This window comes from Amycolatopsis pretoriensis, assembly GCF_900107925.1.
GTDB classification, from domain to species: domain Bacteria; phylum Actinomycetota; class Actinomycetes; order Mycobacteriales; family Pseudonocardiaceae; genus Amycolatopsis; species Amycolatopsis pretoriensis.
The window spans coordinates 151,403-172,264 of sequence record NZ_FNUJ01000009.1; the positions used below are offsets into that span (position 1 = coordinate 151,403).

The 20,862-nt window shown below is 71.2% G+C and carries 20 protein-coding genes; 13 read left to right on the forward strand and 7 right to left on the reverse strand.

What is annotated here, in order from left to right; all coding sequences use genetic code 11:
* Positions 1–249 precede the first annotated feature (249 nt).
* The 5 genes from BLV96_RS36345 to purE all read left to right on the forward strand — a co-directional run bounded on the left by BLV96_RS36345 (position 250) and on the right by purE (position 5,397).
* Positions 250–1,083 carry a GGDEF domain-containing protein gene (locus BLV96_RS36345; RefSeq protein ID WP_086683019.1) on the forward strand — a complete coding sequence of 278 codons (834 nt, stop codon included), beginning with the start codon at positions 250–252 and terminating at the stop codon, positions 1,081–1,083.
* A gap of 71 nt (positions 1,084–1,154) precedes the next feature.
* On the forward strand, positions 1,155–2,504 hold the full coding sequence (locus BLV96_RS36350; RefSeq protein WP_086683022.1) for a glycosyltransferase 87 family protein: 1,350 nt from the start codon (positions 1,155–1,157) through the stop codon (positions 2,502–2,504).
* Positions 2,479–3,687 (forward strand): glycosyltransferase 87 family protein, encoded by a 1,209-nt coding sequence (locus tag BLV96_RS36355; protein ID WP_086683025.1) that lies wholly within the window; start codon positions 2,479–2,481, stop codon positions 3,685–3,687. The genes BLV96_RS36350 and BLV96_RS36355 overlap by 26 nt, the downstream gene beginning before the upstream one ends.
* Positions 3,688–3,700: 13 nt before the next feature.
* Positions 3,701–4,885 (forward strand): 5-(carboxyamino)imidazole ribonucleotide synthase, encoded by a 1,185-nt coding sequence (locus BLV96_RS36360; RefSeq protein ID WP_086683028.1) that lies wholly within the window; start codon positions 3,701–3,703, stop codon positions 4,883–4,885.
* Between the two features lie 14 nt (positions 4,886–4,899).
* Positions 4,900–5,397, forward strand: a complete 498-nt coding sequence (gene purE, locus BLV96_RS36365; RefSeq protein ID WP_086683030.1) for a 5-(carboxyamino)imidazole ribonucleotide mutase — start codon at positions 4,900–4,902, stop codon at positions 5,395–5,397.
* Positions 5,398–5,401: 4 nt separating this feature from the next.
* Here the strand turns inward: purE and BLV96_RS36370 are convergent, their stop codons facing one another.
* Positions 5,402–6,085: an SDR family NAD(P)-dependent oxidoreductase gene (locus BLV96_RS36370; RefSeq protein WP_086683033.1), complete on the reverse strand. Its 684-nt coding sequence runs from the start codon at positions 6,083–6,085 to the stop codon at positions 5,402–5,404.
* Between the two features lie 108 nt (positions 6,086–6,193).
* On the opposite strand from BLV96_RS36370, the gene BLV96_RS36375 reads away from it, so the two are divergent.
* Positions 6,194–7,201, forward strand: coding sequence for an Lrp/AsnC family transcriptional regulator (locus BLV96_RS36375; RefSeq protein WP_086683061.1), 1,008 nt, complete (start codon positions 6,194–6,196; stop codon positions 7,199–7,201).
* On the opposite strand, the gene BLV96_RS36380 is transcribed toward BLV96_RS36375, so the two are convergent.
* Positions 7,193–8,857 carry a class I adenylate-forming enzyme family protein gene (locus tag BLV96_RS36380; protein ID WP_208608417.1) on the reverse strand — a complete coding sequence of 555 codons (1,665 nt, stop codon included), beginning with the start codon at positions 8,855–8,857 and terminating at the stop codon, positions 7,193–7,195. The two genes, BLV96_RS36375 and BLV96_RS36380, sit on opposite strands and share 9 nt — an antisense overlap.
* 110 nt (positions 8,858–8,967) lie before the next feature.
* Here BLV96_RS36380 and BLV96_RS36385 point away from each other — a divergent pair, with 110 nt between their 5' ends.
* The 4 genes from BLV96_RS36385 (at position 8,968) to BLV96_RS36400 (ending at position 12,432) form a co-directional block, all read left to right on the forward strand.
* On the forward strand, positions 8,968–10,125 hold the full coding sequence (locus BLV96_RS36385) for an acyl-CoA dehydrogenase family protein (protein ID WP_086683039.1): 1,158 nt from the start codon (positions 8,968–8,970) through the stop codon (positions 10,123–10,125).
* 65 nt (positions 10,126–10,190) lie between these two features.
* The gene (locus BLV96_RS36390) at positions 10,191–10,589 is read left to right on the forward strand and encodes a RidA family protein (protein ID WP_086683042.1); all 399 of its coding nucleotides are present in this window, start codon (positions 10,191–10,193) and stop codon (positions 10,587–10,589) included.
* Positions 10,590–11,008: 419 nt separating this feature from the next.
* Complete coding sequence (locus BLV96_RS36395; protein WP_086683045.1) at positions 11,009–11,938, forward strand: esterase/lipase family protein; 930 nt, start codon at positions 11,009–11,011, stop codon at positions 11,936–11,938.
* A gap of 68 nt (positions 11,939–12,006) precedes the next feature.
* Entirely contained in the window at positions 12,007–12,432 is a 426-nt protein-coding gene (locus BLV96_RS36400) for a hypothetical protein (RefSeq protein ID WP_086683048.1), read from the forward strand.
* Here BLV96_RS36400 and BLV96_RS36405 read toward each other — a convergent pair.
* Positions 12,429–12,824 carry a hypothetical protein gene (locus BLV96_RS36405; protein WP_086683051.1) on the reverse strand — a complete coding sequence of 132 codons (396 nt, stop codon included), beginning with the start codon at positions 12,822–12,824 and terminating at the stop codon, positions 12,429–12,431. The two genes, BLV96_RS36400 and BLV96_RS36405, sit on opposite strands and share 4 nt — an antisense overlap.
* Before the next feature lie 137 nt (positions 12,825–12,961).
* Here BLV96_RS36405 and BLV96_RS36410 point away from each other — a divergent pair, with 137 nt between their 5' ends.
* Complete coding sequence (locus tag BLV96_RS36410; RefSeq protein WP_086683064.1) at positions 12,962–13,777, forward strand: DUF1206 domain-containing protein; 816 nt, start codon at positions 12,962–12,964, stop codon at positions 13,775–13,777.
* On the opposite strand, the gene BLV96_RS36415 is transcribed toward BLV96_RS36410, so the two are convergent.
* Positions 13,774–15,618, reverse strand: a complete 1,845-nt coding sequence (locus BLV96_RS36415; RefSeq protein ID WP_086683054.1) for an elongation factor G — start codon at positions 15,616–15,618, stop codon at positions 13,774–13,776. The two genes, BLV96_RS36410 and BLV96_RS36415, sit on opposite strands and share 4 nt — an antisense overlap.
* A 246-nt stretch (positions 15,619–15,864) precedes the next feature.
* Here BLV96_RS36415 and BLV96_RS36420 point away from each other — a divergent pair, with 246 nt between their 5' ends.
* Positions 15,865–16,305: a DoxX family protein gene (locus BLV96_RS36420; protein WP_091390050.1), complete on the forward strand. Its 441-nt coding sequence runs from the start codon at positions 15,865–15,867 to the stop codon at positions 16,303–16,305.
* On the opposite strand, the gene BLV96_RS36425 is transcribed toward BLV96_RS36420, so the two are convergent.
* Positions 16,302–17,006: a TIGR03089 family protein gene (locus BLV96_RS36425; protein WP_086680275.1), complete on the reverse strand. Its 705-nt coding sequence runs from the start codon at positions 17,004–17,006 to the stop codon at positions 16,302–16,304. The genes BLV96_RS36420 and BLV96_RS36425 overlap by 4 nt on opposite strands.
* A gap of 108 nt (positions 17,007–17,114) precedes the next feature.
* Between BLV96_RS36425 and BLV96_RS36430 the strand changes: the two genes are divergently transcribed.
* A complete protein-coding gene (locus BLV96_RS36430; protein WP_086680277.1) occupies positions 17,115–17,945 on the forward strand; it encodes an NmrA family NAD(P)-binding protein in 831 nt (276 codons plus the stop codon).
* Between the two features lie 42 nt (positions 17,946–17,987).
* On the opposite strand, the gene BLV96_RS36435 is transcribed toward BLV96_RS36430, so the two are convergent.
* The gene (locus tag BLV96_RS36435) at positions 17,988–19,286 is read right to left on the reverse strand and encodes an LCP family protein (protein WP_091390053.1); all 1,299 of its coding nucleotides are present in this window, start codon (positions 19,284–19,286) and stop codon (positions 17,988–17,990) included.
* Positions 19,287–19,324: 38 nt separating this feature from the next.
* Positions 19,325–20,851 (reverse strand): LCP family protein, encoded by a 1,527-nt coding sequence (locus tag BLV96_RS36440; RefSeq protein WP_086680281.1) that lies wholly within the window; start codon positions 20,849–20,851, stop codon positions 19,325–19,327.
* Positions 20,852–20,862 lie beyond the last annotated feature (11 nt).

Sequence of the window (20,862 nt, forward strand, 5' to 3'; positions counted from 1 at the left end):
GGCCAGGACCTGCCATTACAGGCCGGTCCGGGGCGCGAGACAAGTGTGACTGACCCACCCCGGGCCGTCACGCGGTGGGCAGGGTGTTGACTCCGTCGGCGGAGCAAAATCACCCATCCCCGGGTCGCGCCGTGGAAAAGCTTCTTAACAAAACTCGCGAGTACGCGTCACGGGATCCGGTGGGGCACGTCCTCACCGTGAAGCACCGAGCAAGATCGACACGCACCGGATGAAAGGGACAGGGGGCCAGTGGACGTTCCGGCTACGCGTTCCGGTCCCGGTGACGCTCCGCTCGCCGACCGCGCCCTGCTCGCGCTGCGGGCCCGCTGGCGCGCGGCCAGCCTGGCCGCGGGCTGGCGCTTCCCCAGCGACTGGGCCCTGCCCGAGGTCGACGCCGTCTGCGCGGCGGTGATGGCCAAGGGCCGCGTCGAAGCCGCCGAAACCGCGCTGGCCGGGCTGGCCAGGGCGCGCGCGGCCGCCGGCGCCGGCCTCGCGGAAACCCTCGCCGACCTCGCCGCGCTGCACGCGGTGTTCGGTCACGGCGAGGACGGCTTCGTCTCCCCGGACGTCGACGCCACGCCGGCGCGGCTGCTCCGGACGACGGCGCTGGCCTGGGCCGACGTCGCCACCGACCAGCTCGCGCACACCGAGGTCACGGACCCGCTGACCGGCCTGCCCTCGGCCGCCTACCTGCGCACCCGGCTCGCCGAGGTCTACCAGGCCGCGGCCGCGCGCGAGCGGCCCGCCGCCGAGGACCACGTCCTGCTGGTCGTCTCGCTCGACCTGAGCGCGATCGCCGGGTTCCCGCGGCTGACCGGGATGATCCTGGTCGCCGACGCGCTGCGGGCGGTGTTCGACCGCGGGCAGAGCCTCGCTTCGCTGGGGCCGTCCGTCGTCGCGGCGCTGGTCCCGAAGGACGAGGGAGTCGCTTCGCACGGCGTCGCGCTGCGAAGGGCGTTGCACGAGCGGCTGTCGGTCGATTCGCAGCTCGCCGACGCCGGCCGGCCGCGGGTGTCGGCCGTGCGGCTGCCCGCCACCCACGAAATGGCCTGCGACCTGCTGGCGCGGCTCGCCCGGGCGTAGAACGCGCGAAAAGTCCGGTTTGCCCCGGACCCTTCCGACCGGGATCGCGTGGCTCATGATTTCCTGGTGAGGTGACCCGGACCGTACCCACCGACGTCGACGGCGCGATCGCGGCCGGACCCCAGCACCGCCTGGCCCTGCGGAAGTCGCTCGCCCGCCTGTCCGTGCGCCCGCGGTCGATCCTGATCCTCGCGGTGATCCCGCTGGTCGCGATCGGGTACGGCATCTGGGGCTGGCAGCACGACTGGGTGCTCGGCGTCGACAGCGCGGTCTACCGGGCCGGCGCGCTGACGCTGCTGCACGGCGACTCGCTCTACGACGCGAACACGCTGGCCCCCGAGCCGTGGTGGGCGCTGCTGCCGTTCACCTACCCGCCGACGGCGGCGCTGATCTTCGTGCCGCTCGCCGCGTTCCCGACGCAGATCTCCTGGGGCCTGATCACCGCGATCTCGCTGGCGGCGATGGCGCTGTCGATCCGGATCGCGATCGGCGCGCTGCCCCGCCCGGCGAACGACGGCCCGCGCTGGTGGGCCTCGCCCGCCCGCTCGACCATCGTGTTCTTCCTGGTCTTCCTCGGCCTCGAACCGGTGTGGCGGACGATCTTCCTCGGCCAGATCAACCTGGTCCTGATGGCCATGATCCTGCTGGACATGCTGGTCATCGGCGCGCGGGGGAGCCGCTGGGGCGGCGTGCTGGTCGGGGTCGCCGCGGCGATCAAGCTGACGCCGCTGGTGTTCCTGGGGCACCTGTTCATCACCGGCCGGCGGATGGACGCCATCCGCGGCTTCGCGACGTTCATCGTGCTGCAGGGCCTGATGTTCCTGATCAACTCGCACGACGCCGCCAAGTACTGGACCGTGACGCTGCCGGACACCGGCCGGATCGGGCCGGTGCACTGGGCGGGCAACCAGTCGCTGAACGCGCTGATGAACCGGGCCACCGACCTGGCGCCGTGGGCGTCGAAGGCGGCGATGGGCATCGGGTTCCTGCTCGCGATCCCGGCGCTGTGGCTGCTGATCCGCTTCCACCGCAAGGGCCAGGCGCTGGCGGCGCTGCTCGTCACGGCGTTCTGGACGCTGCTGATCTCGCCGATCTCGTGGACCCACCACTGGGTGTGGGTGATCCCGCTGATCGTGCTGCTGGTCTCGCGGCTGCCGAAGACCACCCCGAAGACGGCGTGGAAGCGCTGGGTGGGGACCGGGCTGGTGGCGTTCGTGTTCGTCAGCTGCGTGCTGCTGATCCTGCCGAACGGCCGCAACGTCGAGCTGCACTGGAAGGTGTGGCAGAACGTACTGGGGGACGCCTACATCCTGATGCCGGTCGTGCTGGCCGCGGCGCTGATCCTGCGCTGGGGCCTGCAGCGGCGGGCGCGGAAGAAGGCGGCTTCGGACGAGCATGTCGACGTCGCGACCGGCGTCTGAGGCGCGGCGCGGCCGGCTCCTGGCCGGCGGGATCGCGCTGCTGGTGCTGGGGTTCGGGGTCGTCGTCTGGCTGGCCCGGTGGCACCTGGGCGCAGACAGCGCCGTCTACCGCGCCGGTGCGTTGACGCTGGTGCACGGCGATCCGCTGTACACGCGGGACGTGCTGACCGCGCTGCCGGACTGGGTGCGGCTGCCGTTCACCTACACGCCCGCCGCCGCACCGCTGTTCCTGCCGCTCGCGCTCGTGCCGTCCGGCCTGGTGTGGGGCGTGATCGCGTTTTTGTCGGTGGTCGCCCTTATCGTCGTCATCACGGTGGTCTCGTCGTCGCCGGGGCGCGCATCCCTTCTGGGAAGAAGGTGGTGGGCGCTGCCGGCGGGAACGGCCATCGCTCTGGTCCTGGAACCGGTGTGGAAGACGCTGTTCCTGGGTCAGATCAACTTGATACTGATGGCGTTCGTGGTGCTGGACGTCCTGGTGCTGTCCGCGCGGGGGTCGCGCTGGGCGGGCGTGCTGATCGGCGTGGCGGCGGCGATCAAGCTGACCCCGCTGATCTTCGTGCCGCACCTGTTCTTCACGGGCCGGTGGAAGGACGGGCTGCGGGCCCTGGGCACGTTCGTGGCGCTCGAAGCGGTGATGTTCGCGGTCATCCCGGTCGACGCGGCGCGGTTCTGGCGGGATTCGGCGACCGACCCGAGCCGGGTCGGGTCGGTGCACTGGATCTTCAACCAGTCGCTCAACGGGCTGGTCAACCGGGCTTCGGCGCTGGCCCCCTGGTCGCTGGCGGTGGCGGTCGGGGTGGCGGCGGTGCTGGCCGTGCCCGCGGTGTGGCTGGTCGTGCGGCTGCACCGGCGCGGCGAGGACGCGGGCGCGTTGCTCGTGACGGCGTTCTACGGGCTGTTGCTGTCGCCCGTGTCGTGGTCGCACCACTGGGTGTGGTGCGTGCCGTTGCTCACGCTGCTGGTGGTGAAGGCGCGGTGGTGGGCCGCGGCGGCGGTCACACTGCTGTTCGCGTCGCAGATCGTGATGCTGGTGCCCAACGGCGGTGATCGAGAGTTCGGCTGGGGTCTGGGCTGGTCGGTCCTCGGCAACGTCTACGTGCTCGCGGCGGCCGCCGCGATCCTCGGGCTGGCGGCGCGTGAGCTTCGCCTGGTCCGGCGCTCGACCCGCCTTGTGACCGTTTAGGCTGATCGGCGCTATGGACAAACACACCGGTCTGCCCGTCGTGGGCATGGTGGGCGGCGGCCAGTTGGCCCGGATGACCCACCAGGCGGCGATCTCCCTCGGCCAGTCGCTGCGCGTGCTCGCCGCGAGCGAGAACGAAGCGGCGGGGCTCGTCGCGGGCGACGTCACCCTGGGGCACCACACCGACCTCGACGCGCTGCGGAAGTTCGCGGCCTCGGTCGACGTGCTCACGTTCGACCACGAGCACGTGCCGGGCGAGCACCTGCTGACGCTGGCGATGGAGGGCTACGCGATCCGGCCGGCGCCGTCCGCGCTGGGCTTCGCGCAGAACAAGCTGGTGATGCGCGAGATGATGGCCGGGCTCGGCGTGCCCGGCCCCGCCTTCGCCGAGGTGTCCACTGTGGACGACGTGGTGGCGTTCGGCGGCGAGCACGGCTGGCCGGTGGTGCTCAAGGCGTCGAGCGGCGGCTACGACGGCCGCGGCGTCTGGATGCTCGACACCGCGCAGCACGCCCGGGAAACGGTGCCGGCGCTGCTCGAAGCGGGCACGGCGCTGCTGGTGGAGGAGAAGGTGGCGATGCGGCGGGAGCTGGCCGCGCTCGTCGCCCGCTCGCCCTTCGGCCAGGGCGCGGCCTATCCGGTGGTCGAGACGGTGCAGTCCGCCGGCATCAACACCGAGGTGCTGGCCCCGGCGCCGGGGCTGTCCGACTCGCGCGTGCACGAGGCCCAGGACCTGGCGCTGCGGGTCGCGTCGACGCTGGACGTCACCGGGCTGCTCGCCGTCGAGCTGTTCGAGACCGACACCGGGCTGCTGGTGAACGAGCTGGCGATGCGCCCGCACAACTCCGGGCACTGGACGATGGACGGCTCGCGCACGTCCCAGTTCGAGCAGCACCTGCGGGCGGTGCTCGACTACCCGCTGGGCCGGACGGACCTGATCGCGCCGGCGTGCGTGATGGCGAACGTGCTGGGTGCGCCGGAGCTGCCGGAGATGGGTCCGGACGAGCGGCTGCACCACCTGTTCGCGCGGTACCCGGAGGTGCGCGTGCACCTGTACGGCAAGCAGGAGCGGCCGGGGCGCAAGCTCGGGCACGTCAACTTCACGGGCGAGCGCATGGACGACCTGCGCAACCGCGCGCTGCTGTCGGCGCACTGGCTGTCCCACGCCGTCTGGCTCGACGGCTACGAGATCCACTGACGGGAGTATCGGGTATGGCGCCGCAGGTGGGCGTGATCATGGGCAGCGACTCGGACTGGCCGGTGCTGGAAGCGGCCGGCGCGGCGCTGGACGAGTTCGGCGTCGAGTACGAGGTCGGCGTGTATTCGGCGCACCGGACCCCGCAGCGCATGCTGGACTACGCGACGTCGGCGGTGGCCCGGGGCATCCGGGTGATCATCGCGGGCGCGGGCGGCGCGGCCCACCTCCCGGGCATGGTGGCGTCGGCGACGGTGCTGCCGGTGATCGGTGTGCCGGTCCCGCTGAAGTACCTGGACGGGATGGACTCGCTGCTGTCGATCGTCCAGATGCCGGCGGGCGTCCCGGTGGCCACGGTGTCGGTGGGCGGCGCGCGCAACGCGGGCCTGCTGGCGGTCCGCGTCCTGGCGGCGTCCGACGAGGGCCTGCGCTCGAAGATGGCGAAGTTCCAGCAGGACCTGGAAAAGCTGGTCCTGGACAAGGACGCGGCCCTGCGCGCCAAGGCCGGCCGCTGAGGCGTCACCAGGGGACGGTCTCGCCGTCGCGGTCCAGGTAGTCGAGGCCGGGCTTGCCGACCTTGCCCAGCAGGACGTCCACGAGCAGCGGCGCGGACTCCTCGACGGTGAACGGAGCTTGGTCACCGCCGAGGGCGGTGCGGATCCAGCCGGGGGCCAGGAGCAGCAGCGCCCGTTCGGTCCGCCGGGCCGCGTAGCCGCGCACGAACATGTTCAGCGCCGCTTTGCTGCCGCGGTAGAGCTCGCGGGAGCCGGTCACGTTGTTCGTGATGCTGCCCTGTCCGGACGACATGACCCCGATGAGCCCGTCGGTGCGCACGAAGTCTTCGAGCGCCTCGATGACGCGCAGGGGGCCGAGGGCGTTGGTGACCATCACGTCGACGAAGTCGGCGGCCGGGACCGCGCCGATCGGGGTGTCCTGGTTGCTCGCGGTGCCGGCGTTGACGAAGAGCACGTCGAGCCGGCGGCCGGCGAGCCGCGCGCGCAGGGGCGGCAGCTGCTCGGGCGTGGTGGTGTCGAGGTGTTCCACCTCGACGCGGCCGTCCGAGGCGTCCGCCAGGTCGTGCAGCGGCGTCCGGGCGTCCGGGTCGCGGACCGTGCCGATCACCTGCCACCCGCGGGTGACCAGTTCGGCGGCGATCGCGTACCCCAGACCGCGCGACGCTCCGACGATGAGGGCGGTTTTCATGGGCTGGTTCCCTTCGTTGCGGTTGCGTGCCGAGTGTTGCCCCGGTCGCGTCGCCGGGGTGCGTGCCCGGCTCGGTTCTGTAGGATTGCCCCGATTTCGGGGGTGCTCATGACCGAATCCATCGATGTGCAGCCCGACGATGTGCGTCTCATCCGGGCGCTGCAGGTCGCTCCGCGGGCGTCGTTCGCCTCGATCGCGGCCGTGCTCGGCGTCACCGAGGCGGCCGTCGCCCGGCGGTACCGGCGGCTGCGGGCGGACGGCGTCGTCCGGGTGGCGGGCATCGTCGACCCGGGGGCGCTGGGGCAGAGCAAGTGGATGCTCCGGCTGCGCTGCCGGCCGGGTGCCGTCGAGGCGATCGCCGACGGGCTCGCGAAGCGGGAGGACGTCAGCTGGGTGGCGCTGTGCGCGGGGGGCTCGGAGATCACCTGCGCGGTCCGCTCGCGGTCCCGGGAGGCGCGGGACGACCTGCTCGGCCGGCGCCTCCCGCGGACGGCGGCGGTCCTGGACATCCACGCGGCCGCGATGCTGCGGCAGTTCGTCGGCGGCCGGGGCCACTACTGGGTCGCCCTGCGCGGCACGCTGACCGAGGAGCAGGAGGCGGCACTCGGCGGCGACGCGCCGTTCACGGAGTCGCCCGTGGTGGCCCGCGACCCCGTCCGGCTGACCGCCGAGGACGAGCGGGTGCTGGCCGTCCTGGCCGAGGACGGCCGGGCGCCCTTGGTCGACCTCGCCGAGGCGGCGAACCTGACCCCGGGCCGCGTCTCACGCCGGCTGCGGACGCTGGTCGACCGCCGGGTGGTCCACATCGACGTCGAGCTGGCGGCGACGGCGCTGGGCTACCACGCCGGGGCGAACCTGTGGTTGCGCGTGCACCCGTCGGCGGTCAAGAGCGTCGGGCGCGCGCTGGCCCGGGAGCCCGAGATCGCGTTCGCCGCGGCGGTGTCCGGACCGCACAACCTCCACGCCGTCGCGCACTGCCACGACCTGGACGAGCTGTTCGAGTTCACGTCCGACCGCATCGGTTCGCTGGCCGGCGTGCAGAGCATGGAGGTTTCCCCGCTGCTGCGGCACGTCAAGCAGGCCGGCACCCGGCTCTCCGGTGACCGGCTAGCTTGAGAGCTGGTCGCGCAGCTGCCGCTTGAGCACCTTCCCGGCGGCGGACACCGGGATCTGCTCGACGACGTGCACCTCCCGCAACCGCTTGTACGGCAGCACCTTCTCGTTCACGGCGGCCATCAGCTCGTCGGCGTCCAGCGGGCCGCGCGGGACGACGAACGCCACCGGCAGCTCGCCGACCTCGACGTCCGGGCGGCCCACCACGGCCGCCGCCGCGACGCCGGGCATCGTGATCAGCAGCTCCTCCAGCTCGCGCGGGAAGACGTTGTACCCCTTGTACAGCAGCATGTCCTTCTTGCGGTCCACGATGGACAGGTAGCCGTCGGCGTCGAGGATGCCGATGTCGCCAGTGTGGAGCCAGCCGTCGACGAGCGCGGCCGCCGTCTCCTCGGGACGGTTGCGGTAGCCCTGCATGATCTGCGGGCCGCGCAGGCAGACCTCGCCCTTCTCGCCCGCCGGGAGCGGCTCCTCGCCGCCCTCGGCCGGGACGACCTTGACCTCGGTGTCGAAGATCGGGACGCCCACCGAGCCGACCTTGCGCGTGCCGGAGGTGTACGTCGGCGAGATGACCGCGCCCATCGTCGCCTCGGTGAGGCCGTAGCCCTCGCTGACCACCACGCCCGGGAAGCGCTCGCGCAGCGCGTTGATCATCGCGTGGTTCATCGGCGCGGCGCCCGAGCCGATCGAGCGCACCGAAGACAGGTCCGCCGTGTGGAACGACGGCGTCGCGAGCAGCGCGGCGAACAGCGCGGGCGCGCCGCCGATGCCGGTGATGCGCAGCCGTTCGGCGTCGGCGACGTACGCGGGCGGGTCGAAGCGCGAGTGGAGGACGATCGTCGTGCCGGCCATCACCGCCGCGTTCAGGCCGCCGATGATGCCCATCGCGTGGAACCACGGCGTCAGGTTGATCGCGACGCCGGTGCCCAGGCGCGTCGGCCACTCGTCCTCGCTGCCGATCTGGTCGAGGGTGATGTCGCCGTGGTCGTCGAGCGCCGGGACCGAGCCGCTGCCCCAGCACGAGTGCTGCAGGGTGTTGACCACGACGTTGCGGTGCGTGAGCCGGACGCCCTTCGATCGGCCGGTGGTGCCGCCGGTGTAGGCGAGGTGCGCGAGGTCTTCGTGGATCACCGTGCCGGCGTCCGGACGCGTCTCCGGGTGGCCGGCCTGGAACGCCTCGAACTCGAACCCGCCGTAGGGCAGGTCGCCGGTCGGCTCGACCACGACGGTCAGCCGCGCCGGGATCCGGTCGGCGACGCTCGCCAGCGCGCCCGCGACCGGCCCGAACGTCACGACGGCGGCGGCCTCGCAGTCGGTGAGCTGGAAGGCGAGGTCGTCCGGCGGGAGCAGCGGGTTGGCCGGGCTGAAGGTGGCCCCGGCCAGCAGGGTGCCGTAGTAGGCGACCGGGAAGGCGAGGCAGTTGGGCAGGTGCAGCGCGACGACGTCGCCGCGGCCGATGCCTTGCGCCCGCAGTGCGTGGGCGAAGCGGCAGGCCGCGCGGTAGGTCTCGGCGAAGGTGAGGCTGCGGCCGTCGTGGGCGAAGGCGGTCCGGTCGCCCCAGCGCGCGGCGCCCGCGGCGAGGATCGAACCGACCGGGACTTCGGGGTAGTCGAGGGAGGCGGGCAAACCGGGCGGCGTCGTCGGCGCGGTGAGCGGCATCACTCGACCTTACGAATTCTGCGGTCCACGACACAAGGACGCAGCCGCTCGGTGAACGAGCGCTAACATCGAGCAGGACTCTCCCGACGTCGTAGAGAAGGTGACCCGAAGTGACCGACGGCCTGTACCAGCTTGCCGAGGAGCACGAGGAGCTGCGGGCCGCGGTCCGGGCCCTGGCCGAGAAGGAGATCGCGCCGTACGCGGCCGAGGTCGACGAGAACGAGCGCTACCCGATCGAGGCGTACAACGCGCTGGTCAAGTCCGGGTTCAACGCCGTCCACATCGGCGAGGAGTACGACGGCCAGGGCGCGGACGCCGTCGGCGCCTGCATCGTGATCGAAGAGGTCGCGCGCGTCGACGCGTCGGCGTCGCTGATCCCGGCGGTCAACAAGCTCGGCACGCAGCCGATCATCCTGTCCGGTTCGGAGAGCGTGAAGAAGCTGGTGCTGCCCTCGATCGCGTCGGGCGAGGCTTCGGCGTCGTACGCGCTGTCGGAGCGCGAGGCCGGCTCGGACACGGCCTCGATGCGCACGCGCGCCCGCCTCGACGGCGACCACTGGGTGCTCAACGGCACCAAGTGCTGGATCACCAACGCGGGCGAGTCGTCCTGGTACACGGTGATGGCGGTGACCGACCCGGACGCGGAGAAGAAGGCCAACGGCATCTCGGCGTTCGTCGTGCACAAGGACGACCCGGGCTTCTCGGTGGGCCCGAAGGAGAAGAAGCTCGGCATCAAGGGCTCGCCGACGCGTGAGATCTACTTCGAGAACTGCACGATCCCGGAGGACCGCATCATCGGCGAGCCGGGCACGGGGTTGAAGACGGCGCTGCGGACGCTGGACCACACCCGGCCGACGATCGGTGCGCAGGCGTTGGGTATCGCCCAGGGTGCTTTGGACGCCGCGGTGGCTTACGTGAAGGACCGCCGGCAGTTCGGGAAGTCGATCGCCGAGTTCCAGGGTGTTCAGTTCATGCTGGCCGACATGGGGACCAAGATCGAGGCCGCTCGTCATTTGGTTTACGCCTCGGCGGCGGCTTCCGAGCGCGGGGACAAGCGGGCCGGGTTCATGGCTTCGGCTGCGAAGGCTTACGCGTCCGATATCGCCATGGAGGTGACCACGGATGCCGTGCAGCTGTTCGGTGGGGCCGGCTACACGCGGGACTTCCCGGTCGAGCGCATGATGCGGGACGCGAAGATCACGCAGATTTACGAGGGCACCAACCAGATTCAGAAGGTTGTTATGGCCCGGGCGCTGCTCAAGGGTTGATCTCGGAAATCGAAACGGCCTCCGGTGCGATACGCACCGGGGGCCGTTTTTGACAGACTCCGGTCATGACACTTGAGCTCATCAACCCGTCCGGCTTGCCCGTGCCCGACACCTACACGCAGGTCGTGGTGGCGACCGGGAGCAGATTGGTGTTCATCGCCGGCCAGGAGCCCGAGGACGCGGAAGGGCGCCTCGTCGGCCCTGGAGACTTTGCTGTCCAGGCCCGGCAGGTGTTCGTCAACCTCGGCCGGGCGCTGACCGCTGCCGGGGCTGCGCCTGATCAGGTCGCCCGGATCACGATCTACGTTGTCGGCTACGAGCGGGATGAGCACTTGCCGGTGATCGAAGAGGCGCGGGTTTCGCTGTTCGGGGGGCACAAGCCGGCTGACTCGCTGATCGGGGTGCATCGTTTGTCGCCCGGGTATTTGATCGAGGTTGAGGCGATTGCGGTCACCGGTAAGTGATTGAAGCCGGGCGCGGGATTTTTGCGAGAAGTTCAGGTGGCTTCGCGACCCCCTGAAACTCGCTTTGGTCTCCGCCACCCCGATGCCTGATTGTAACTACGGCCGGCGGTACCGCGTCAAGGCGGGAAAGATGCCTTGACCCGGCACCGCCGGCCGTGTTGGGGCTTTGGATCGGGGTTGCGGGGAGGTCTGGTTCTCGGGCCGGTTCCTTTTGTGCCTCGGCCCCCGGTGGGACCTCACCGGGGGCTTTGGCTTGCCGGCACCTTGTCGACACCACGTCACGTGCGGTGCCGCACGGCTTCTACCAGGTCGAACTCGGGAAGAAAATGACCCACCAGGGGGAGTGTCCGGACATGTTACCCGCGCGTTAACTCATCGGTGACGCGGATCACCATCGGTTCACAGAGAGGTGAAACGAGATGGGTGCGACTACGCGCAGGTGGCTCACGGCGGCCGTCTCCCTGGGGGCGGCTCTCCTGCTGGGGGCCGGGACCGCTCAAGCTTCCGGCAAAGAACCCACCGGGCCCGTTCAGCCCAACATTCTCACCGCCGCGGTCTACTCGCTCGGCAACCCGACCATCGCTCCTCCCGGCGCCAACGACTGGGACTGCAAACCCAGCGCCGCTCATCCCAATCCCGTCCTGCTCTCCAACGGGACCACCGCCAACGCCTACGAAAACTGGGCCAACCTCTCCTGGAAACTCGCCAACGCCGGCTACTGCGTCTTCGCCGGGAACTTCGGCGGGGCTCCCGGCTCCTTCCTGCAGACCGTCGGGCCCGTTGCCGACACCACGAAAGCGCTTGCCGCCTTCGGGGACAAGATCCTGGCGACGACCGGGGCCGCGAAGCTCGACGTTGTCGGGCACTCCCAAGGCGGGATGAACGTGCGGTACTGGATCAAGTACCTCGGCGGCGCGACCAAGATCAGCCGGCTCGTGGGGCTCTCGCCCTCCAACCACGGGACCGATCTCTTCGGCCTGCTCAGCACCCTCGAAATGATCCCCGGTGTGCCCGCCGCTCTCGGGACCGTCTGCCAAGCCTGCAACGAACAGGCCGTCGGCTCGGACTTCCTCACCCAGCTCAACTCCGGGGGCGAAACCGTCGATGGCATCCAGTACACCGTCATCCAGACCCGGTACGACGATGTCGTCACGCCCTACACCAGTGCGTTCCTCAAAGCCGGACCCAACGTCAAGAACATCCTGCTGCAGAACGTCTGCGGGCTCGACTTCACCGACCACCTCGGCATCACCTACGACCCCGTCGCCGAGGGGCTCGTCCTCAACGCGCTCGACCCGGCCCACGCCAAGACGCCTCCGTGCGTGCCCGTGCCGCCGGTGATCAGCTGAGCTTTGCCACATGAGACATAACCCACCGCCGGGGCGGATTCGCGCCCCGGCGGTGTCACTCTCGAAGCATGTACTGGCCGGTTCCGGCGTCCTGGACGCCCCACGACGAAGCCGAGCTGGTCGCCGGCTGGCGGCTGTGGCTCGAGCTGTCCGATCGCGCCTGGCCGACGGCCGCCTGGGATGGCACGCCCGCCGGTGCGGTCCTCCAGCTGCGGGAACTGCTCGCCGCCTGTGATGAGATCGAGACGGCCTATCGGGCCGCCTCCGTCGAACCTTCGCCCGGGTTCCTCAGCCTGACCCAGGGCCTCGCCGTCACCGCCGGCTCGGCCATCTCGCTCTGGTTCGACGACTTCGACCAGCTCGACGGCGAACGCGCCGCCCTGCTGCACGACGACCTCGCGCGCTTCGCCGAACAGGCCGAGGAGGTGCTGACGCTGCTCGCGGTCAACGGCGGCTGGGCACGTCTCGACGAAGTCCGGCGCCGGCCCGCTTAGGCCAGCGTCGGGTCCGTGCCGCCGCCCTCGACGAGGCGGAAGCGCGTGCCGCCCAGGTACTGCTCGAGCGGGCGGTCGAGCGTCAGGTCGGGGCCCGGCTCGAGGGTCCACGCGAGCTCGATCAGCGTGTCGACGTGCTGCCGGCGCTCGATGCGGTGGGCGACCTCCCCCTCCACCAGTGACCACGTGCCGTCCAGCTCCATCCGCAGCCGCACGGCGAGCCGGCCCGGTTTCGGCTCCGTCCAGTCGAAGCGGTGGACGCAGAAACCGGTGCTCCAGCTGGACCAGTACTGCCAGCCCGTCCCGTCGGCGCGGAAGCCGAGCTCGGTGTACTCGGGCGAGCCGGGGTACAGCTCCGACTCCGACCAGTAGCCGACCAATCGCGTGTTCACCCGGGGATCGTTCCACAGGCACAGCAAGTGATTAGGCCGGTTGGCCCAGCCGACCACGACCCGGAGTGGGTACCCGAGCAGGCATGAACCGGACATCAGACGGCGCGAACCGGGCCGAGGCGAAGGCCGAAAGAGGCGTGCACCGGACCGAGGCCGACGCCCAGCGGGGCGAGAAGAGCGACACCGCGCAGCTGCTCGGCCGGATCGGCATGGCCTGCTACGGCGTCGTGCACCTCGTCATCGCCTACCTCGCCGTCCAGGTCGCCTTCGGCGACAGTGAACAGGCCGACCAGAAGGGTGCGCTGCAGCAGATCGGCTCGACGGCGTTCGGCCAGGTCCTGCTGTGGATCGTGGCCATCGGGCTCGTCCTGTTCGGCCTCTGGCAGTTCATGATGGCCGCCACCGGCTACGAGTGGGTCAGCGGCGGGAAGCGGACGCGCAAGCGGATCGGCGCCGTCGCCCGCGGGGTCGTCGTCATCGTGCTGGGCTTCACCGCCTTCCGGATCGCCACCGGCAGCGGGGGCGGCGGCTCGAGCAGCCAGAAGCAGCAGGAGTTCACCGCCGAGCTGCTGAAGCTGCCCGCCGGGCCGGCGCTGGTGGTCATCGCCGCGGCGGCTGTCCTCGGGGTCGCCATCGCCGCCGGGGTGAAGGGCTTCAAGAAGAAGTTCCTCGAAGACCTGAACACGACCGAGCTGCCGGGCAAGACCAAGCGGTGGATCGGCGGCGTCGGCCGGGTCGGCTACCTCGCCAAGGGTGTCGTCCTCGCGATCGTCGCGATCCTCCTCGCCATCGCCGGGTTCCAGGCCGATCCGAACAAGGCCGGTGGGCTGGACAGCGCCCTCAAGACGCTCGCCGCCCAGCCCTTCGGCACCGTGCTGCTGACCGTCGTCGCGCTCGGCCTCGCCGCGTTCGGCGCGTACTGCTTCGGCGCGGCCTGGGCGCACAAGCGCTAACGCCGCGCCACCCGCGCGAGGTATTCCTTGCGGTCCAACGGGCTTTCGCCGGTCCGCGGCCGCGTCGGCGGCGGACCGGGGTACGGCCGGTAGTCGGCGAACTCGCTGAGGAAGACGCCCTCGCCCTGGCTCAGGGCGGGCAGCGCCTGCTCGAACGCGTGGACGTGCTCGGCCGGGATCGTGCCGTGCAGCGTGCACGACGACGGCCCGACGGCGGGTTCGCCGGGCACCGCGCGCAGCTGCCAGAGCTTGAGCAGCACCGCGCTGACGGCGTTCGCCGGGATCTCCAGCTCGAAGCGGTGCACCGGCTCGTGCACCCGCGTCCCCGCCTCCTGCAACGCGGCCATCAGCACCAGCGGCGTCATCTTGCGGAAGTCGCCCGCCGCGCTGAGCGGGCTGAAGAACGCCGTGTGCGTCAACGTGACGGCGACGTCGAGCACCTCCCAGCCGTACAGCCCCTGCTCGAGCGTGCTGTGGACGGTCTCCTCGATCGCCTTGTGGAACGCCGGCGGCAACGAGCCCAGCTCGACCGACAGCCCGAACGACACCCCGGGACCGGGCTCCACGCGCAGCCCGACCGTCGCGAAGAAGTACAGCCGCTGCGCGGGATCCAGTCCCTGGACCGCCTCCCCGGTACCGATCGGCTTCTCGACGTACAGCGTGCGCGTTTCTTCGAAGGTGACGTCGATGCCGGCGCCCTCGGCCAGCATCGAGCGCAGCACCTCCTTCTGCACTTCGCCGTAGAGCCGGACCGAAACGTCGTGGCCGCGGCGGCGGACGTCGATCAGCGGGTCCTCTTCGGACAGTCGCGTCAACGCCGTGAACAGCGCGGCCGCCTGCTCGGGCCGGACCGGCCGCACCACGGTTTCCAGGCTGGGTGGCGCGAACACGCCGTCGCGGGCCGTGCCGGGGGAGCCGAGCCGGTCGCCGATCCGGACCTCGCGCAACCCGCGCACGCGCGCGACGTCCCCGGCGAGCGCCGCGCCGCCGCCCGCGACCTCGACCGCCGAGACCCGGCCGGTCAGCTCGGTTTCGCCGCGATAGACGGGAATCCGCTGCCGCGGGGCGAGCGAGCCCGAGTGCAGGCGAGCGTAGGCGATCTTCTCGCCGGCGCGGCCGCGGTCGATCTTGAACACCGTCGCGGCCAGCCGGCCGGTGCCGGTGCGTTCGGTCGACGGAAGCAGTTCCGTCATCGCCGTCACCAGGTCCGCGACGCCGGCGCCGGTGATCGCCGAGCCGGTCAGGACGGGGTGGGCCAGGCCCCGCGCGACCTGGCGGGCCAGCTCGGCCCGGCACGCGGCTTCGTCGACGCGACCGTCTACATAGGACTGAAGAAAGTCGTCGTCGCCGTCGGCGAGGAATTCGGGTGACGTCGCGTCGGGCCCCGCGACCGCCCGCGGCGCCAGCTTCGCACGGATGTCGGGGAGCTGGTCGCGGGCGCCCATCCGGTCGACCTTGTTGACGAAGACCAGCGTCGGGATGCCGAGCCGGCGCAGCGTGCGCATCAGCACGCGGGTCTGGACCTGGACGCCTTCGACGGCGGACACCACGAGGACGGCGCCGTCGAGCACGCGCAGCGCGCGTTCGACCTCGGCGATGAAGTCCGAGTGGCCCGGGGTGTCGATCAGCGTGATCCGGGTGTCGCCGGCCAGGAACGAGACCACCGCGGAACGGATGGTGATGCCGCGCCGGCGTTCCAGCTCCAGGGAGTCGGTCTGGGTGTCGCCGCCGTCGACACTGCCGAGGTGGTCGATCGCGCCCGCTTCGAAGAGCAGGCGTTCGGTCAGGCTGGTCTTACCGGCGTCGACGTGCGCCAGGATGCCGATGTTCAGGGTTTTCACGATGGCGAGGAGTCCTTTGTGATGCGGGTGACAGGCCGGGCAGGACGGTCTGTCGGCGCATCGGGGTCTCCTCACGGTCGTTGACGCAGGTCAGGGCGAACGTAGCGCTCGTTCCGGCGGTCGCCAAGTGAGTTTTCGGTCCCTGTCGGTTCCCTGTCGATCACCCTCCGGAGCTTCGATCGGGCGTTCCGGGCCCCTAGCTTGGGGCTGTCAGTTGAAAATTCACCCACCGGGGAGCTGAAACCGATGTTCGGACGAGTCAAGGACGTGGCGCTGCTGCTGGGGAGGATCGGCGTCGCGGTCGTCTTCCTCGCGCACGGGCTCCAGAAGTGGAACAACGGCATCGACGGCACGGCGAAGTTCTTCGAGATGACGGGCATCCCGCTGCCCACGGTCGCCGCGGTCTTCGCGATGACGGTCGAAATCCTCGGCTCGATCGCCTTCATCGTCGGGTTCCTGATGCCGCTGGTGGGCATCGGGTACGTCGTGATCTCGGTCGGTGCGCTGCTCTCGGTGCACATCGACAACGGCCTGACCGGCCAGGGCGGCTACGAGCTCGTCCTGGTGCTGGCGCTGGCCGGGCTCGCCCTCGGCTTCAACGGCGGCCGCCTGTCGCTGGACCACCTGCTGTGGGGCCGCAGGCGGGCGCGCCGCGAAGCCGAGGTCGGCGAGCTGCAGAACGCCTAGGCCGGGAGGTCCGCCGTGGTGCGCTCGGCATCACGGCGGGCCTGCAGCTTGGCCTGGTCGGCGTTGCTGATGTGGACCAGGTGGGCGCCCGCAGCGAGCGGGACGAGCAGGCCGTCGAGGATGCCCTCCGGCGCGCTCCAGTCCCGGGTGGACAGCACCCGGTCGTCCGCGGTGAGGCCCAGTTTCGCCGCCCGCGCACGGGCTTCGGCCAGCACCTCGTCCACAGTGGACTCGAAGAGCGCGGCCGTGTCGCCGGGGATCGGGAAGAGCGGGCTGTACTGGTCGCCCGCCGTGCGGGACTCCGTCAGGTAGTCGAACGCGCCGCCGCCGGGCGGCTCGGCCAGCCCGCGGCCCATCGGGTCGAGCGTGACGACGGCCGTCGCCGCGGCGCCGGTCGGTTCCGGGTCGTCCGGCCCGACGAACGCCACCCGCGCGCCGGCGCCCTCGGTCACGACGCGCGCGCCGCACCACCACGCGCCGAGCAGCACACCGACCGTCTGCCAGTGCGCCGGCAGCTGCACGGCCACGGCGTCCCCGGGCTCGACGTCGAACTCCTCGGTCAGCCAGTTGGCCGTCTTGGCCGCCCAGTTGGCGGTCGTCGCCACGGACAGCTCGACGCGGCTGCCCAGCTGGTCGTCGTAGTGGGTGATCAACGGTCGGGCGGCCGGCAGCGGGCGCAGCAGCTCGTCGGTCAGGCTCATGCGCACAGGCTAAAGCGCGGACCACGCGCTTCGCCGGTTGACACCACCTCGCCCCGCTCAGTACGTTTGCTTTGCAAGCAAATGTAAAATGAGAGCTGGGGGACAGCCATGACCATTCTCGTCACCGGTGCGCGCGGACACGTCGGCCGCGCGGTGCTCGACGTGCTCGTCGCCGCAGGTCAGGACGTGCGAGCGTCGAGCCGTGACGCCGCCACGCTCGACGTGCCGACGGCCAAGGTGAGCGCCGACCTCGAAGATCCGTCCACACTGGACGCCGCGCTCGACGGGGTCGAGTCGGTGTTCCTGTACACACGGCCGTCGGGGATCGAGGGCTTCGTGAAGGCGGCCGAAGCGGCCGGCGTGCGGCACGTCGTGCTGCTGTCGTCGGGCGCGACGCTCGAACCGGAGTCCGCGCAGAGCCGCATCGCCGCGCTCCACCACGCCGTGGAGCGGGCGCTGATCGCGGCGCCGTTCGCGGAAACGCGGCTCAACCCGGGCGCGTTCGCGACGAACGTCCTGGGCTGGCGCGCGGACATCGCCGAGGGCGTCGTCCGCACCGCGTACCCGGACTCGCGGGTCGGCGCCATCCACGAGAAGGACATCGCCGCCGTCGCGGCGAAGATCCTCGTCGACGGCTCGCACACCGGCGAGGCGCTGCAGCTCAGCGGACCCGAGCCGATCAGCTTCCGGGAGCAGGCGGCCGTGCTCGCCGACGTCCTCGGCAAGCCGCTGCCGGTCGAGGAGCTGACGCCGGAGCAGGCCGCCGAGCGGATGGTCGCGCTCGGGTGGCCGCCCGAGGTGCCGCCGGAGATCCTGCGCGCCTGGGCGCGGACGGCGGGGGAGCCTTCGGTGGTGACGGACGTCGTGCGCGAGGTGACCGGCCACGCACCACGCACGTTCCGGCAGTGGGTGGAGGACCACCGCGGAGCTTTCACGTGAAAGCTGCGACCAGGGGGCGGAACTTTCACGTGAAAGCTCCGGTCAGTTGACGCAGGGGACTCCGTCGGAGGCTTGGCGCAGCGGTGCCGCGGCGGGGGCGGCGCCGCTGCCCGAGCCACCGCCGCCCGCGGGGAGCGCGCCGCCGGCCGCCGGGGAGCCGCCCGGGGCCGGGCGGCCGGCCAGGCCCGCCACGAACGTGCGGACCGCGTTCGGGTCGATCTCCACGATGCTCTGGCCGTCTTCGCTGCGCCCGTTCGCGGTGATCACCGGGATCGTCGCGAACGACAGGTCGCCCGATGCGATGCCCTTCGCCTGCTGCGCGAACTGCAGCAGGTCGAGCCCCGGGTCGAGGACCAGTGACCGGTGCACCGCGTCCATCAGTTTGTTCAGCGTGCCCGGGCTGGTCAGCGTGCCCGCCGAGAGCACCTGGTGCAGTGCCGAGGACAGGAACGCCTGCTGCCGCACGATCCGGTCGAGGTCGCCGCGCGGCAGGTTCTTGCGCTGCCGGACGAACGAAAGCGCTTCACCGCCGGAGACCGTCTGCTGGCCGCGGCGGAAGTTCGCGCCCGAGTCCTTGTCCTCGGTCGAGTGGTTCAGGCACACCTTGACCCCGCCGAGCGCCTCGGTGAGCAGGTAGAAGCCCAGCAGGTTGATCTCGGCGTAGTGGTCGACGCGCACCTGCGTGAGGTCCTGCACGGTCTGCACCAGCACGCGGCGGCCCTCGGTGTCCGAGTCGCGCTCGATCTTCGCCTGGTCGCGCTCGCCCTGCGCACGCAGCTGCTGCGCGAAGCGGGCCTTCGCGATGCCGTACGCCGAGTTGATCTTCGCCATGCCGCGGCCGGGGACCTCGGTCCACGTGTCCCGCGGCACGGACACCGCCGACGGCTTCGAGCCGTCCTTCGGCACCCGCAGCAGGATCACCGTGTCGGTGTTCACCGCGCCGCTGTTGGCCTCGGTCCGCAGCTCCTTCAGCACCCGCAGCGGGAGCTGGTTGCCCTGCGCGTCCGTCCGCGCGTCGCTGCCGACGAGCAGGATGTCGTCGGCGCCGTCGTCGGCGGGCGGCGGCGCGGGCTCGCCGGCCCGCGGGGTGAGCGCGTCGGTCGTCGGGACGTTCTCCTGCAGCTGGTCCTTGGTGACGTAGGCGTAGCCGCTGGCGCCGAGCGCGAGCAGCGAGACGAGCCCGACCGCGATCCGGCGCGTCGCTCGCCCGGCGCGGCGCGCCCGTGAAGGGGCCTCGGCCACCGTGGCCGTCCGCGGGAACGGCGACGGCTTCCACTCCGGATCGTCGCGCTCCGTCACCGGCGTCGCCGCCGGTTCCGCCTGGTCCTGCTCGTCTTCCATCCCCTGCTTACCTCCCCCGACCACCCTGCGTGCTCAGTCTAGTTGACGCAGGGAACGTCGCCCGCGGTGATCGGCGGCGCGGCGGGGGCGGACGAAGCCGCGGTCGACGGCGGGGCCTTCGGGGCCGACGACGTCGGCGCGCCGCCCGCGCCGGCGGCCGAGCTGCGGAAGTCCTTGCCCAGCAGGACGCGCACGTGCCCGGCGGTGACGTCGCGGTCCGGCTCGGCCTGGACCGTCGTGCCCAGCGCCTGCTTGACCAGCTCCAGCGCGGCGGAGTCGGCCGGGTTGTACCGGACGACGGTGGTGTTGCGGGTGCTCAGCTTCTGGTCGGCGGCGAGCGTGAAGCCCTTGCCCTGGAGCAGCGTGTGCGTCTGCCCGGCCAGCGACGGCGAACCGGAGCCGTCGAACAGCTCGATCGTGACGGCCTTCGCACCCGGCAGCTGCGTCGACGTCGGCTGGGCCGGGGCGTCGCCGTCCGATGTCAGCCGCGCGACTTCGGCCTGGACCGCGGCCTGGTCGACGCGCAGCACGTCGGCGCCGCCGATCACCGCGTTGCCCAGCGTCGGGATCGTGTGGAACTCGATGTTGCCGCCGGTCAGGCCGCGCATCTGCTCGGCGAACTCGGTCAGGTCCCAGCCCTGCGAGACCACGACGGACTTCTTCACGGCCGAGACGAGGTCGGCGATCTTCGTCGGGCTCGTCAGGACGTCGGACGAGATCACCTTGCGGGCCAGCCCGGAGAGGAACGCCTGCTGGCGCGCGATCCGGTCGAGGTCGTAGTTCGGCAGGCCGTAGCGCTGGCGGACGAACGCGAGCGCCTGCACGCCCTCGATCGTCTGGCGCCCGCCCGGCAGGTCCACGCCGGACTTCACCTCTTTGACCGGTCCGTTGAGGCAGACCTCGACGCCGCCGATCGACTTGGTGATCTCGTAGAAGCTCGCCAGGTTGACCTCGGCGTAGCGGTCGATCATGCCCGGCTTGCCGATGAACTTCTCGATCGTCGCGATCAGGTTCTTCCGCCCGGCGACCTTCGCTTCCTGGTCGGCCTGCTTCAGGTCGGTCATACCCTGGCGCTGCAACGTTTTGTAAGTGTCCGTGTACGCGTAGACAAAGGCGCTGTTGAGCTTGTGCTTGCCGTAGCCGCCGGTCAGCTCCACCCAGGAGTCGCGGGGGAACGAGATCGCGATCGCGTGCTTCCCGTTCTGGGGGATGTGCACGAGGATCATCGTGTCGGTGTTCAGCTCGCCGTCGGAGACGCCGGCGTGCAGCATGTCCAGCACCTCGCGGGGCAGCGGGTTGCCCTGCGCGTCGGTGCGGCTGTCCTGGCCGACCAGGAGGATGTCGATCGCGCCGTCGAGCGGCTTGGCGTGGGCCTCGGTGTCGGCGAAGACGTTCGTGGTGGTCAGGCCGGTGTTCGGGTCACCGATGAAGTGCCAGCCGTACCAGGTCAGGGCCAGGATCGCGACGGACAGCAGGGACACGACGACCTTGCCGCCGCGGCGGGCCAGGACCGCGGCGCCGTGGCTCCGTCGCGCCGGGATGGTCGGCGCAGGCCATTCGGTCACGCGCTTCCTCC